The sequence below is a fragment of the Cytobacillus sp. FSL R7-0680 genome, assembly GCF_038009245.1.
GTDB lineage: Bacteria > Bacillota > Bacilli > Bacillales > Cytobacillaceae > Cytobacillus > Cytobacillus kochii.
This window is the reverse complement of the sequence record NZ_JBBPAO010000001.1, coordinates 1262382-1276774: the sequence shown is the minus strand read 5'-3', so window position 1 is coordinate 1276774 and position 14393 is coordinate 1262382. Positions and strand designations below refer to the sequence as shown.

Annotated in this window: 13 protein-coding genes and 1 pseudogene; 5 read left to right on the top strand and 9 right to left on the bottom strand. The window is 35.4% G+C overall.

Going from position 1 to position 14393, the window contains the following annotated elements:
* Window positions 1-32 precede the first annotated feature (32 nt).
* Window positions 33-1271 (top strand): MFS transporter, encoded by a 1239-nt coding sequence (locus MKY26_RS06420; RefSeq protein WP_341093825.1) that lies wholly within the window; start codon window positions 33-35, stop codon window positions 1269-1271.
* Here MKY26_RS06420 and MKY26_RS06415 read toward each other — a convergent pair.
* From MKY26_RS06415 to MKY26_RS06405, 3 genes are all read right to left on the bottom strand, one after another.
* A complete protein-coding gene (locus MKY26_RS06415) occupies window positions 1202-2032 on the bottom strand; it encodes a helix-turn-helix transcriptional regulator (RefSeq protein ID WP_341093815.1) in 831 nt (276 codons plus the stop codon). The genes MKY26_RS06420 and MKY26_RS06415 overlap by 70 nt on opposite strands.
* Before the next feature lie 15 nt (window positions 2033-2047).
* The gene (locus tag MKY26_RS06410; protein WP_341093806.1) at window positions 2048-2902 is read right to left on the bottom strand and encodes a DUF2268 domain-containing putative Zn-dependent protease; all 855 of its coding nucleotides are present in this window, start codon (window positions 2900-2902) and stop codon (window positions 2048-2050) included.
* 78 nt (window positions 2903-2980) lie between these two features.
* Window positions 2981-3433 (bottom strand): DinB family protein, encoded by a 453-nt coding sequence (locus MKY26_RS06405; RefSeq protein WP_341098668.1) that lies wholly within the window; start codon window positions 3431-3433, stop codon window positions 2981-2983.
* Between the two features lie 557 nt (window positions 3434-3990).
* Between MKY26_RS06405 and MKY26_RS06400 the strand changes: the two are divergent.
* The 3 genes and pseudogenes from MKY26_RS06400 to MKY26_RS06390 all read left to right on the top strand — a co-directional run bounded on the left by MKY26_RS06400 (window position 3991) and on the right by MKY26_RS06390 (window position 6137).
* Window positions 3991-4571 (top strand): annotated as a pseudogene (locus tag MKY26_RS06400) (GNAT family N-acetyltransferase).
* Between the two features lie 449 nt (window positions 4572-5020).
* Window positions 5021-5614, top strand: a complete 594-nt coding sequence (locus tag MKY26_RS06395) for a histidine phosphatase family protein (RefSeq protein WP_095373230.1) — start codon at window positions 5021-5023, stop codon at window positions 5612-5614.
* Window positions 5598-6137 carry an HAD-IIIA family hydrolase gene (locus tag MKY26_RS06390; protein WP_095373231.1) on the top strand — a complete coding sequence of 180 codons (540 nt, stop codon included), beginning with the start codon at window positions 5598-5600 and terminating at the stop codon, window positions 6135-6137. Before MKY26_RS06395 ends, MKY26_RS06390 begins: the two co-directional genes overlap by 17 nt.
* Before the next feature lie 266 nt (window positions 6138-6403).
* Here the strand turns inward: MKY26_RS06390 and MKY26_RS06385 are convergent, their stop codons facing one another.
* The 5 genes from MKY26_RS06385 to MKY26_RS06365 form a co-directional block, all read right to left on the bottom strand.
* A complete protein-coding gene (locus tag MKY26_RS06385) occupies window positions 6404-7246 on the bottom strand; it encodes a metal ABC transporter permease (protein ID WP_218971965.1) in 843 nt (280 codons plus the stop codon).
* Window positions 7183-7899 (bottom strand): metal ABC transporter ATP-binding protein, encoded by a 717-nt coding sequence (locus MKY26_RS06380; RefSeq protein WP_341093778.1) that lies wholly within the window; start codon window positions 7897-7899, stop codon window positions 7183-7185. The genes MKY26_RS06385 and MKY26_RS06380 overlap by 64 nt, the downstream gene beginning before the upstream one ends.
* 177 nt (window positions 7900-8076) lie before the next feature.
* A complete protein-coding gene (locus MKY26_RS06375; RefSeq protein ID WP_322909380.1) occupies window positions 8077-9606 on the bottom strand; it encodes a metal ABC transporter solute-binding protein, Zn/Mn family in 1530 nt (509 codons plus the stop codon).
* Window positions 9607-9685: 79 nt separating this feature from the next.
* The gene (locus tag MKY26_RS06370; RefSeq protein WP_322909379.1) at window positions 9686-10672 is read right to left on the bottom strand and encodes a ZinT family metal-binding protein; all 987 of its coding nucleotides are present in this window, start codon (window positions 10670-10672) and stop codon (window positions 9686-9688) included.
* Window positions 10673-11198: 526 nt separating this feature from the next.
* The gene (locus MKY26_RS06365) at window positions 11199-12674 is read right to left on the bottom strand and encodes a DHA2 family efflux MFS transporter permease subunit (RefSeq protein WP_341093754.1); all 1476 of its coding nucleotides are present in this window, start codon (window positions 12672-12674) and stop codon (window positions 11199-11201) included.
* Between the two features lie 171 nt (window positions 12675-12845).
* On the opposite strand from MKY26_RS06365, the gene MKY26_RS06360 reads away from it, so the two are divergent.
* Window positions 12846-13394, top strand: a complete 549-nt coding sequence (locus MKY26_RS06360) for a TetR/AcrR family transcriptional regulator (RefSeq protein WP_095373236.1) — start codon at window positions 12846-12848, stop codon at window positions 13392-13394.
* Between the two features lie 436 nt (window positions 13395-13830).
* On the opposite strand, the gene MKY26_RS06355 is transcribed toward MKY26_RS06360, so the two are convergent.
* Window positions 13831-14355 carry a sodium:solute symporter family transporter gene (locus tag MKY26_RS06355; protein ID WP_341093745.1) on the bottom strand — a complete coding sequence of 175 codons (525 nt, stop codon included), beginning with the start codon at window positions 14353-14355 and terminating at the stop codon, window positions 13831-13833.
* Window positions 14356-14393: the final 38 nt, after the last annotated feature.

Below are 14393 nucleotides of genomic sequence, written 5' to 3'. Positions count from 1 at the left end.
TTGACTATAAGCTAGTAGGTGAGGTGATCGAGATGTATCAATCTATCCTGCGAAAAAACCGGGCATTCAGATTTTATTTACTAAATAAGAGTTTCACCAGTTTAGGTAATATGATGATAAATATGGCTTTATTGTTTTTTGCTTTCTCATTAACGGGTTCATCTAGCTATGTAACTGCTATGGTGGCCGCACAGGTGTTGCCATATTTGCTATTTGGATTAATAGGAGGCGTATTAGCGGATTGGATTCCTATTAAGAAATGGCTTATTCGGATGGAAATCATTAAAATACCGATAATTATGATAGTGATTGTTTTATTTTATACTCAGCAATTACAATATTGGCACCTTATTTTTCTCTGTTTATCTATACATACAATAGGTTGCTTATATGATCCTGCGAGTAGAGCGTTATTGATGAAAGTGACTGTTGAAGAAGAGAGAACAACGGCCAACAGTTTAGTTGACTCTATTACAAGAGGTGTTGTTATAGTAGGCCCAGTTGGAAACCTCATCATTTTAGCTACGATCGGTAAAATACATTTATTTACAGTTTCGATAGTTAGCTATCTTGTTAGTGCAATATTCCTTTCATTTGTGAAGGTATACATTCATAGTGACATCAAAACGAATAAATTAAAAATTTACAGGTCCTTAAAGGAATTTTTTCACTGGTTAATACGGCACCATATTCTTAGGAATGTCATTTTCATCACTGTTGTGATTGTATTTTTCCATACTTGGGTCTGGCAAGTAGGATTATTTTTGTTAGTAGAACAAATGGTTACAAAGGGAGAAGAATGGTACAGTATTTTAACCAGTTGGTACGGCCTATTTGTCATTGTTGTTAATGTAATCATTCCTTTATTTATCAAAAGATTCACTATGATGCAATATGTAATTGGTTCATTTATATGGGGAGCTGGCATTAGTATCGTCGGTTTAGTTAATGGGCTCCCATTTTTGTTTATTGGTGTGTCCCTCGCAGCGATTGGTCTACCGATTTCAGGGTTAGCTAGAGTTTATTTGTTACAAAAACACCTACCAGACGAGATGTTGGGCCGAGGCTTTAGTTTTAGCGCATTTACTTTATATTGTGCGAATGCCTTTTCCTTATTATTATTTGGTTTATTCTCAAATATTGTACCAGTAAGATTCCTCTTTGCAATATGTGGCCTTTTTATATGTCTCTTCACACTTTATTACTTCGTGAAGTTGTTTCGAAATGTTCGAGGTGAAATGCCATATACTCTTTTAAAAAGGCGATTATAGACAGCAATGGATGAAAAACCAGCGTTCAGTGCCGTATCGAGAATAGTCGTATCATTCTGTTTCAATGAAAACAAACTTCGTTGCAGACGATAGATTTGTAACCACGAATAGGGTGAAACACCGACGATTTCTTTAAAATAATGAGAGAAATGATAGATATCCCAATCAATAATTGCCGCCATGTCATTGAGTGACCATGGTGATTGATAGGCTTCTCTTAATGAGGAAGTGACTTTGTAAATAGCAGGTGCTACGGTTTGATAATGCTCTGTTGGTAGCTGATGGTTATTCGTATGTATCGTGTGTTTTAATAGAAGGATCGCTAGCTGTGTGTAGCTGTTCTCAAGGAATAAGCGAAACATCGGCTGTTGATGATCTTCTTCTAGTGTCATCATTTCAATGACCAGTTCAATCCATTTCGTGATCATTGGATTGAGCTGAATAACCGCTGCAAATGCAATATCAATAGGTTCAACACCAAAAGATTCATTCACATCTTTTAAAAAAGAAGGGTTGATTTCAATAAGAAATTTTTGCTTTTCAACAAATAATTGCTGATGAGGTGTAAATGGATCAACCATAATAAATTGATTAACCTTTAGTTTTTCCACTCTTTGTGATAAATGGTAATGAATGGGTCCGTTTAGAGCATATATCAATTTATACGAAGCATCTGAACGTAATAAGCTTTCTTGTTGAAAGGTGTTTTTATAGAGAAACAGTCCCTTTTTTGAAGGAATTAATACATTTCCATGTTGCATAAGAGCTCTCCTATCTTAATCATAGTTTTCCTCATGATTACCTTCTTTGAAAATAGTGGCAGCGTCTTGTTTTGTCCATTCCGGAATACTCATTTTCGGATTTTTCTCAATGTAATTTTTCACCATACGGTAGCCCTCAGAATAGCCATACAATGGTGGCAGTGGATCAAATCCGCCATAAAGAATCTCATTAGAGTGCTCGAGTGTTCCTTTTTCGAAATGAGGTGAAGCATAATCCCATGCCTCTTGATCATAAATCTCATTTGTATTGATCATTTGTTGATTAGGGTAAATGATCTCTTGAAACATCACTGCCTTTCCTTCAAAAACCATATTATCTAGGACAGTCCATTTCTCAGATGGCCCTCTATATGCAGCTTGCCAGGCACTATGATGATATTCATGAGCGAGTGTAACCTTAAAACGATCGATGGAAAGGTACTCGTCAAACAAAATGAGAATCTTATCTGATCCTACTGCCATTCCAAAAGCAGGGTAGGAAACAGGAAGTAAGCATACATTGATTTCCTTTTCTATCGGTAAGGCAGCAGCAGAAAGCTCTAATGCTTCTGATAAGCTATCTTTTACTTCCTTACTATTCATCCGTTCGATGGCTCTTTGTAGTTTGTCGAAATTCTCCGGGTTATGTGACAATACATCTTCAGCGATATGAAGAAATTCGCCGTCAAGAAAGCAATCATTATAAATAGGATCAATGACCGCTTCTTTATAATCTGCGAATATAGCATCTTCTTCATCATGATCTTTTATGTACCTTTCCATTAAATGTTGGATTTCTACAATATTAAATGATTGTCCGGTTTCAGTTTGGAAAGACCAGTTCGTTTCTAATTTTTCATTCCTACTCATTTCAGAACACCCGCATAATAAAAACAACACTGTTAAGCTAAGACAAAAATAAGTAAGACGACGCATAGATACCTCCGATTAAAATTTCCGCCCAATGTAGCTAGCAGAGACAGGGTGTAAATTCATTTCTCTCGCCCAAATAGACAACTGGCCGATATGATGAATTTCATGGGCAATTATATGATGAAGAATCGCAGTCACATTTTGGTGACTAGAGTCCCAAGGAATAAATACTTGTTTATCTATAGGTACATCATGAGGAAAGGTAGCGCTTATTTCAGTTCTTAGTTGATTTGATAGATAATGAATACGATCAAGTGTCTGATAGTCACTATAATCAAATAGTACATCTTCTTTTCCATTGATACATCGTAGCCAGCTATACTCCACATCAATGATATGGAAGAAGGTATAAAGAATACTCCTGACACCACCGACCCTCTCCTTTAATAGTTCATCAGGAGGGATGTCTTTCAACAGTGTCAACCATTCATCTCTCACTTGCCAATTATATTGAAAGAACTGGAACAAAATCATTTCACTCCTCTTACAAAATTACATTTTTTCCAAAATATGATACTATTAATTATAGCAAAAAAAGTAATAGGAAGTTGAATACTTGCTAGAAAAAATAGGAAATACAGAAAATAAAATAGGCTACAATTTATAAATTGACCAGATAATCATCTGTATCAAATTTCCACCTGTTTTTTATTGTAATCGAAATGTAAAGTAAAGCATGGAGAAAAAGAACGTGCTCTTTTTATTTTCAAATGGATAACTGGAATCTCGAGAGAAAGACATTCATGCCAAGCAATATCAAAATAATAGTAATCGGCTATTTCGTTTTACAAAAAAGGCATTGTTTCTCGCCAATCTTGTTCTATAGAATGGGATGTGAGGCCGTTTAGCAAAGTGTGTTGGTTCTATATCCATAGAAACTGGACTTCTCGTTTGTTTATTTAATGCCTTTTATCTTTAATCATTAAGACTTTCATATTGAAAGGAGTGATTGCCATGTTCACAATGAATCTAACAATAATTGCATGTAGGTGTTTAGGGGATTCTTTTACTTAAGGAGAGAGTAAATGGAAATAAGAGCTTATAGACCAGAGGATGAAATAGGTTGGGTGAGATGTAGAGTACTTGCCTTTTTGGATTCAGCTTATTATGACAATGTTTTAACTGCAAAAGAGCATTACGAAAATCAAGCGATTGAACTCATAGCTATCATGGACAAAACAGTTGTCGGCTTGATCGATGTAGAATATGAAAATGAAGAAAGAAGTATTTGTTTCCATGGGAGTGGACTCGGTGGCATGTTATGGCATATCGCTGTCCATCCAGATTACCGAAGACAAGGGATTGCCCGGGCATTACTGACAGAAGCTGAGCGAATAGCTCGTAAAAAAACATCAATCGGTTTGAAGCGTGGACGAGAGACGATAATAGAGTCAACAGTTGGTACCAACAAAACGGATTTACTAGTGATTACTCCTATCTTCATCTTTATATCAATGAAGAAGAGGGTAGTGATGTCATTTATAGCAAAGAGAAAAATATCCTACCAATGACAATCTTCGCGCATTATGTCGGTGATAACAAAGAAGAAGTGAAGTCACAGTATAAGCGAGCATATGAATGTTTTTGTTATGAGAAGTTTCTGTAAAACCAGATCTATTATAAGTATGATAAAGATTAAATAGAAAAAAGAAAAGGCATGTTGGATGTTTCACACCATGCCTTTCGCAAATTTATAGTTCCCCATTTTTAACCTTCTCTACTACTATAAATAAAGGGGTATAGATATCTCGTACTTCATTTTTTTGGTCCTTCTTATCCTCAATTGGATCAGTAAAATAATAAAGCAGGGTTAATCGCACTTACTTATGAGGTGTTGCTTCCATATGGTGCTCGATTATTTGCAGGCTTTTCCCTAGGTCAAGATAAACATGATGGTGGAGCAGAATAAAGAATGTCATTGTGCTCGATTCTTAGCGTAAAAAGAAGAGTAAAGATTGTATAAAGAATTTTATATATTTGGATTTACGTTAACTATAAGACTCGAAATTATCGGATTTTTTTTCGGGTCTTATAGAGAATGATAGGGGGAAATCTATGGTAACGACAATATATATGGTTAGACATGCAGAATCACCGTTTATATTTGGTGAGGAGAAAACGAGAGGTTTATCGCCAAGGGGAAGAGAAGCAGCAATTAAGGTCACTGAGGTTTTAAAGGATAAAAAGATTGATAGAGTCATCTCTAGTCCATATACACGCGCAATCGAGACTGTTCGAGAGGTTGCAGAAAATAGGCAACTACAAATCAAAACATATGAAAATCTAAGAGAAAGACCAATTAAGGGGCTCGATTACCATGCAGAAGAAAAGGAATTATTATCCGCCATTGAGCAGTCATTTAAAGACGAAAATTACTGTTTAGTTGGAGGAGAATCCACAGGTGCCGCGCAAGAACGTTCTATTCCAGTCATAAAAGAGATTTTAAACAATTACAGGGGAGAATCTATTGTTATTGGGACACATGGAAATATCATGACGATTATAATGAATTACTTTCAAAAACAGTTTAATTTTCAATTTTTTCAACAAACAACAAAACCTGATATTTATGAGATGGTTTTTGCTGAAGAAAAACTGTTAACGGTTAATCGCCTATGGGGGAACAGTCATCATGAAGAAAAACAATAAAATACAAGCCGTTTTCTTAGATAGAGATGGCACAATTGGTGGCGATGACACCATCCATTATCCTGGGGAATTTAGACTCTTCCCCGGAGTAAAAGAAAATATAAGGAAGTTACAGGAAAAGGGAATAAAGGTTTTTGCTTTCACGAACCAACCTGGAATTGCGAAAGGATTAACGACAAAAACGGCATTTATTCACGAATTACTTTCTTTCGGATTCGATCAAGGGTATATTTGCCCTCATGCCCCTGAAGCGGAATGTAAATGTCGCAAACCAAATACTGAAATGCTCCAGCAAGCAGCAGAAGATTATAAGCTTTCCCTAGCTCGAACCGTCGTAATTGGCGACCGCTGGAGTGATATGGTTGCCGCTTCAAAAGTAGGGGCAATGAAAATCTTAGTCAAAACTGGGGCAGGAGAGCAAACATTAAAAGAGCACCAGGAGAGACTCAAAGACATTGAGTTGGATAAGGTGGTTGAAGGGATAGAAGAGGCCATGAACGTTATTCATAGAGAGTATACATAAATGTTCGATATGTACGGAACGCTATTTCAAACAGATAAGATATTATGATACTTGAAAAATATTTTATATGAATGTGAAACTTATTTAGATGTAAAGGGAAATAGAACAAGATTTAAGTGGAGAGTTAAAAAACTACTTAACCTCTGAATATAAATACTCTAAATAAAAGTATCTATAAGATAAATTAAGGGTGGAGATAGTATCCCCACCCTAACAAGACATAGAACCAGAACCTTATGAAGCTTGGTTTTATGATGTTGTACCATTTACTGCTGTTCTTTCAAAGTAATTTTTCCCTGTTGGTTTTGTTTTATCACTTTTTTTACTATGATTGCTATCACAAATAGGGCTAATAAGATTAAAGTGATAGTGGCACCCGGAGGCGTACCATACTCATAAGATGTAAATAAACCACTTAACATACCAGTCAACGCAATAGGTATCCCTAGTAGAATTGTGCTTGCAAAGCTACGGCTCAATCGCATAGAAATGGCTGCAGGAAGAATTAAAATGGCGGATACGAGCAGGGAGCCAACTATAGGCATAATAATAGCAATTGTTACTCCGGTTAATACATTAAAAGTAATCGACATCGTTTTTATTGGTAATCCAGCAGTAAACGCTGTTTCTTCATCAAATATTAAAACGTACATCGCCTTACGGAAAATGATATACAGTATGACGATGATTCCCGCTAAGAGATAGAGCATCCATACTTGTTGTGTGCTAATTGTTACGATAGAACCGAATAAAAACTGATTGATATTAAGTGTAGTTCCACCTTGGTTCAAACTCATTAAAAACAATGCTAAGGCCATCCCGCCAGACATTAAAATAGCAATTGAAACTTCTGAATAGGTGCGATATAACATACGTAAGTATTCAAGTAAGATCGCAATGATCACCACCATAATAATGTTCGTCCAAGTCGGATTGATACTAACTAATAATCCAAGTGCTACACCAGCTAAAGAAACATGAGCTAGAGTATCTGCCATCAGAGACTGTCTCCGTAGTATGAGAAACAAGCCTAGCATAGGGGCAATTAAAGAGATGAGAATCGAGGCTTGGAAAGCTCTCTGCATGAATTCATAGAGAAACATCTCCAAGGCAATTCCTCCTTTCGAACAAGTTCAATATGTTTATTACAATAATTTCGTAATTCGTCGTGGTCGTGCGACACCATCAGAATTGCTTTTTCGTGTATTTCACTTTGATGTCGCAATAATTGGTAGAATTCCTCCCGTGATTTTTTATCCATTCCTGTAGTAGGTTCATCTAGAACAAATAAGTCCGGATCTGTAGCAAATACACGTGCGATCGATATTCGTTGTTTTTGGCCTCCTGATAATTCACCAATTTTTTTATGACGCATCTCCCATAATCCTACAGATTCAAGGGATCGTTTCACTTGATCTTTATCCGAATCAGTCAACTTTTTAAACCACTTGCCCCTTTGATAGAGTCCTGATTGAACTAATTCTAAGACTGTACTAGGAAAACCAATATTAAATGAAGATACTTGTTGGGGAACATATCCAACCACTAACTTCTCACCATATCGATTCGTAGGAGACTGCGTAACTTCCCCCATAGTAGGATTAAGCAATCCTAAGATATTACGTAACAAAGTTGTTTTTGCGGCGCCATTTTCACCGGTTAACATGACAAAATCACCCGGGTTTAGCTCAAATGAAATATTTGTTAAGACGGGTTCTTTTTCGTAGTGGAAAGAGAGATCATCTACTTTTATATAGAACACTTTTTCATCTACCTTTCTTCATTTTCCAAAAATAAGGTGGAAGGATTGCAGGATCGTCTATCTGATTCTTTATCTATTAGATAGAAGTTAAATTATCCAGATGGGCTAACTAGAATGATGCAAACCCAAACCTTAGTTAGTTAGCCTTTTTTAAATAACCGCCTTCACCAATTGATTCTAATGTACACTAAGTTGCAATGCTTTAAGGTTATGACGCATAGCTTCAATATAACCTAAGTCATTTTCTAATAATTCTTCAGAAAGTACCTCTAAATCATACAATACAGCTGTGTCTGTTCCTGTCTCTGATGCAACGGTTTGAGCAATAGAGGAGCTCGCTCCTTGTTGATAATAAATCACAGGTACGTTATTCTCTTCGACTAAATGACCGATTTCCGCAATACGTGAAGGACTGGGCTCAACTTCTGTAGATAATCCCCCAATCGCAATTTGTTCTAGGTTGTAACGTTTCGCCAGATGGCCAAATGCCTGGTGTTGCACGACAAAAACACGATTTTTCGCATCTTTTAAAGTAGTTTGATATTCCTCATCTAGATCCTTAAGTTCATTCATAAAGGATTCAGCATTCTTCTCATATATTTCTTCTCCACCTGGATCTGCCTCAATTAAGGCATCACGAATCGCTTTGATTTGATTTTGTGCTAAAACTGGATCAAGCCATATGTGAGGATCTTGTTCTTCGTGATCATCAATTAACACAGATACAGGGTTAGATTCTGCCTGAATATGATGTTTATCATCATAAAGAACAGCTTTCAATTCAAAGCTTTTTCCTGTGGTTTTGTACTCAAAATGATCGGTTACTTGTTTTGGTACTGCTTTCCATTCTTGGTTAGCATCTTCTCTCATCATCCAATGCCAATGATTATGATTGAATGAATCAGTCGGCACAGCTTCTAATGTAACAACATCACCTGTATGATAATGATCTGCTAACCCTTTAATGTTTATTTCCGCTTCCTTCTTGGAATGGTTATGTTCAGTGTCTACATGGTTATCATGGTTATCAATATTAATTTCTACTGGCTCTGATTCTGCATATTTATTATGATTATCATCATAAATAACAGCACGAATATTTAAACTTTTATCTGGAGCAACCATTGTCAACGTTTCAGTACTTTGCTCAGAAATAGCTTCCCATTCTTCACTCTCATCTAACTGCTGATACCAATGCCAGTGATCATAATCGGCATTTCCTATTAATTCAGCTGAAAGTTGAATTTCATCACCCGTATGGTAATGATCTGCTACCCCATTGATCTTCACTTGTTCTGTTCCAGTTGAGTCGTGTTCATCATGCACATTTTCATGGTTTGATTCATAGAGACCGTCTGCAGCACGTGCTATAACGAGATTGTTGTTCTCTACCGTATTAAGTAGGCTCTTTACCCAATACTCCATTTCTTCACTACTGTAGACAAACACATCTGCTTGACTGACAGCAGCTACATCTTGGGCACTAGGCTCGTAGTGATGGGTATCTTGACCTTCTGAAACCATAAGTTGAACATTTGCTCGATCACCAGCTACTTGTTTGGTGAATTCATACATCGGTAAGAAGGAAGCGACAACAGTTATTTCAGATTCATTCTTATTTCCAACTTCTTTTGAATTTTGAGACTGACAACCAAAAAGAAATGCTATCACGGTAAAACATATGAATATAGTTTGGTGTTTTTTCATTTTATCTATGAATCTCCTTGTTAGAATGTGTTGCAAAAGTAGAGAGAAGAGAGGACCAATCCATCTCTTCTCCAAAGTATTAATGGGCTAATTGATCACGGACAATATCATCGCCGTCTAAGTTAGATGGATAATAAGTCGGCCAGTGAGTTACTTCTTCCAATAATTTCTCGCGATCATCTCCCCAATAAAGATGAAAATGACTAGATTTCTGAGGGGATATGATATGGTCACTAAATTGAATGTATTGAGGCATCTCATTAGATTTTTCTGCAAGTTTATAGATAAAACGAACACCGCGATTTCCTTTTTCATAAGTCAGAATTTCATAGCCATCATATTCGTAGTCTCCAGAAAACTCTTCTCCGTCCTTGTAAAACGTTACATTACCATGATCAATAACAATACGCTCGACGTCTGTTACATAACCTTCTGTATAATAGTCTTTGTATTCTTCCGCAGTCATGTCACCTTCTTCAGCTTTATGTGCAAAGACTTCATCTAAATCACCATTTAAAAGGTAAGGGTAGACAGACTGCCAATCGCCTTCCCAGTCTGTTAATTCACGATCTGCTACTTGATCATCATCAAAATACCCTTGATAAATTTGTTTGCTTTCTTCATCATTCCCATGATGATCATCAATAACAATAGTTACCGGTTCTGATTCAGCAAATACCTCATGATTATCGTTGTAAAGAGCTGCTTTAATTTCTAAACCATCGACGCTTGCTTCGCCTGAGAAGGTGTCACCTTCTTGACCAGATGCAACCTCCCATTCTGATTGACCACTTTCTCTTGTATACCAATGCCAGTGATCATAATCAGCATCTTCACTTAATACAGCAGCCAATTCAATGGTATCCCCAGTGTGATAATGATCACCTAAGCCATCGATCGCAATATCTGCTGTTTCTGCTGAAGTTGCATTATCATTTGTAGATTCCCCTTCTTCTGCAGAAGTACTGTTAGTAGTTGCTGTTTTTTCTGAATCTTGACAAGCTACTAATGCTAAACTTAAAGCCAATACACTTAAATATAAATACGGTCTTTTCAAAATAAACATCCTTTCGCGTTGGATTTAATCGTAACGATTACGTTTTAAAGAATATACTTTTAGAAGGCTGATCAATATGTATAGAGTATGATTTCCTCAGATGCATGTCTTTTCTGTTTAATCGTAACGATTACGTTTTAAAGAGTATAATGTTTTTAGTGGTTTGTCAATATGAATATATAATTTTTAAAAGAAGATTGATATTTCATTAGCTGAAAAGAGAGCAAAATAATTTGTTTGGTTCACTTTCAAAAAAGAAAGCTATTAATAAATGAGGAAAATTAGTTTATGAAAAATGCGATCAGATTTAATAGCAAGAAGAGTAGTGCTGAATAAGTAAAAATGACTAAGAATTATTCCTCTAGAAGATAAATCTGAAGATGCAGAGTCACAGTTCGTTTTAGGTAGGTGAGGGTAATAAGAGAGTAAGATTTTAGTAATAAAATGAGAGTACTATTTTGTGTGTTTGCTATTTATTAAGTGTACAAAAAATAGCATACCTGATAAAAACGTTAGGTATGCTATTTTTTGTAAATTAATTGGGGCTTTGTTTAAATACATTTTTTTTAGTTGTATTTTTGTGATTCTTTGCTTTTTGAGTAGGCATAAAACATGCTAAAATTAGTGCCGCAAAAGATAAAACTAACATAAATATATAGGCACTACTTGAGCCAAAGATAGATGCCAATTTAGCAAGTTGAACGGCAGAAATATGCCCATTTTCAAGGGATAATTCTTGAGCATAAGAAGTAGATTGAATGGTGTAAATCGTGATAACTACTGCAGTACCAATCGCACCTGCTAATTGACGAATAGTATTGTTTACTGCTGAACCATGGGAACCTAACTCTCTTGGTAACGCGTTTAAACCCGCTGTATTTATAGGCATCGTAATAAAGCTTAAGCCAATTCGTAAAATACATGTTCGTAACAATAAATAAAAATAGGTAGTTGATGCTGATAAATCAATCACGCCCCACATCGCAATAATAATAAACACTAGACCTGTTATAAAAAGTGGCTTGGCGCCGTATTTATCATACATCCTACCTGTGACCGGTGATAAGAAAGCATTAATTATCGCACCAGGTAATAAAAGTAAACCTGCTTCAAAAGCTGTAAAACTTCGACCATCCTGTAAGTAGATGGGTAGTAGGATTAAATCAGCATACATAATCATAGTAATTAGTACATTGATTAGTGATGTGAGTGTAAATATTTTATATTTAAATATAGATAGATTTAACAATGGATCTTTGGAAGTCAATTGACGTGAACAAAATAAAGTCGTAACAATTAATCCGGTAATAATGGTCGTAATAACAACAGGGTCATCCCAGCCTTTGCTTCCTGCACTACTAAATCCAAATAAAATAGAACCAAAACCAAATGTTGATAAAATGACACTTAGAATATCTAACTTTGCTTTTGATGTTTCTGCCACATTCATTAAATATTTAAAGGCAAGTATAATAACGATTAATATAAAAGGAGTTATTCCAATAAATAGCCATCTCCATGATGAAAATTCCATAATAAAACCGGATAATGTAGGAGCAATAGCTGGTGCAAAAATCATCGCAAAGCCAATAGTACCCATAACACTTCCACGCTTTTCAATCGGATATAAATACAAAACAACTGTCATTAATAAAGGTATGATAATGCCAGCACCAATGGCTTGAATCATTCTTCCTGTTAATAACATGCCGAAATTGATTGAACAAGCACATAGGACTGAACCAAACAATAAAAAGAACATCGAGCTAATAAATAGCTGTCTAGTTGTAAATCGTTTCATTAAAAATGCTGTTATCGGTACTAAAACCCCGTTTACTAACATAAATCCCGTTGATAACCATTGTACAGTTGCAGCGGATACTTCAAAAATCTCCATAAAACCACTCATAGCCACATTTAATAAAGTCTGATTTAATGTTGATAAAAAGCAGCCAGCAATTAATACAACCATTAAAATATTTTTACTTCTTTTGGTTATTTCCTTTTCCATATATATACTCCTTACTCCAATTTGCATTATCAACATGACGTCGATAAAATTTATAGTAACAAATATATAATTTGATGACCATGAACAGTTTTATTTGCGAGTGTATACTAATCGACATATTGATCAGTAGTTGTCGTTGAAGTCAAATGAAAATATACGAAGGAGTTATAAATGTCTAATTCTAAAAAAGAAGATCCACGTACCATACGTACAAAAGAAATGTTTAAAAAATCTGTACTCTCTCTCTTAGGAGAGGAAGGCTACACCATTTCGAATTTGACAGTTCAGAAAGTAGCTGGAAAAGCAGGCTTAAATCGAACCACATTTTACTTGCATTATTTAGATATAGAAGACTTATTAACGCAAGTGACAGAAGAGCTAGTAAATGATCTTTCTTCTAGAATCTTTTCATTAATTCAAGTAAAAGATTTAACAGAAAAACAGCAACTAACACATTTATTAGATTTCTTGTATATCCATCGAAACTATTTACAAACTTTATTCAATTTAAATCAGTTTGAGGATCAATTATTTCTACAGATAAGAAAATTAATAGAAGTACGAAGAGAGAATACAGAGAAAGATTTACCTGACGATTATGTTTCCATTGAAATTAAAACTGCCTCTTTAGTAGGCATCATTATGTGGTGGATACGAAAGGGGATTCACTATAGTTCAGAGTATATTTCAGATCAGATATATTTAATGTACAAAGTGTAGTGTTGCTAAATGACTCTAACTTGTATATGGTATCTGTTTACCAAACGGTGTTGATATGAGTTCAACTATACATATCTATAATTTAAGGTAATAGATGTCAAAAAATGTTGAAAATGTCGCAATGGTTAGATAAACATATGAGACATAAATCACATAAGTCTAACTTAGTTGTACAAACAGTTTTTATAGTTCATTCTTTTATTTAAAGCTATAACAAATAGAGGTGTGAATAGCGAAAGTCATTTACAAATCCTAATAGTTTGAAATAATGTATAATTATTACATCCGGTATTTTTGACTACTGCTCTTATACTTATTTAGTATGATTTTAAAATTGGTTACCAAGTTTATATAGGGAATTCTAGGGTTAGATCTAACCCTAGAATCCCCTGGTTCGTGCTTAGAAAATCAAAATCTTAGCGAGCATTTTATCATTTTATCCTTTCCAAACGACGTTTTCCTGTTCTTTTTCATTGATAGTCAGTTGAAAGATATCAGGCCTTGCATAATGGCCAAATACATCAAAGTCAAATTTGCTTTCTGCTATTTGGTCGAGAATAATATCGGCATAAATAATCTTTTCTTCTCCGTATACAGGCTCGGCTATAAATTGCCCAAGTGGGTTGACGATGGAGCTACCTCCACTCGTTAGTTCATTTTCTAATGATTGAAATTCAGGTCTTGATGATATTTCTTCAAGGTAAATCTCAGCAGAAGAAGCGTTCTTTTTGATAAATCGGGCATAAATATCATTAACTAATAACCTAGCAGATGATAATAACGCCCTATTAATAGACGAGATTCCCGCTGCAATTACAGCTGCTACTACAATCGCCCCAAATACCGGTGCATAAGTAGAGAAGAATAACGGAATAATCCGATCACATGTTTCAACTGTTAAGCCTGGTACTAAACCACGGGTATGAGCGAACATCCCGATAAATAATGCTTCTAACGTCATTAACCAGGAGTTCCAAAATGGTGTGATTATAGAGCTAG

Bases quoted from the DNA above. Each gene is read 5' to 3' on its own strand.
- MKY26_RS06420 (WP_341093825.1), top strand. From the start codon at position 33: ATGTATCAATCTATCCTGCGAAAAAACCGGGCATTCAGATTTTATTTA.
- MKY26_RS06415 (WP_341093815.1), bottom strand. From the start codon at position 2,032: ATGCAACATGGAAATGTATTAATTCCTTCAAAAAAGGGACTGTTTCTC.
- MKY26_RS06410 (WP_341093806.1), bottom strand. From the start codon at position 2,902: ATGAGTAGGAATGAAAAATTAGAAACGAACTGGTCTTTCCAAACTGAA.
- MKY26_RS06395 (WP_095373230.1), top strand. From the start codon at position 5,021: ATGGTAACGACAATATATATGGTTAGACATGCAGAATCACCGTTTATA.
- MKY26_RS06390 (WP_095373231.1), top strand. From the start codon at position 5,598: ATGAAGAAAAACAATAAAATACAAGCCGTTTTCTTAGATAGAGATGGC.
- MKY26_RS06375 (WP_322909380.1), bottom strand. From the start codon at position 9,606: ATGAAAAAACACCAAACTATATTCATATGTTTTACCGTGATAGCATTT.
- MKY26_RS06370 (WP_322909379.1), bottom strand. From the start codon at position 10,672: ATGTTTATTTTGAAAAGACCGTATTTATATTTAAGTGTATTGGCTTTA.
- MKY26_RS06365 (WP_341093754.1), bottom strand. From the start codon at position 12,674: ATGGAAAAGGAAATAACCAAAAGAAGTAAAAATATTTTAATGGTTGTA.
- MKY26_RS06360 (WP_095373236.1), top strand. From the start codon at position 12,846: ATGTCTAATTCTAAAAAAGAAGATCCACGTACCATACGTACAAAAGAA.
- MKY26_RS06355 (WP_341093745.1), bottom strand. From the start codon at position 14,355: ATGACGTTAGAAGCATTATTTATCGGGATGTTCGCTCATACCCGTGGT.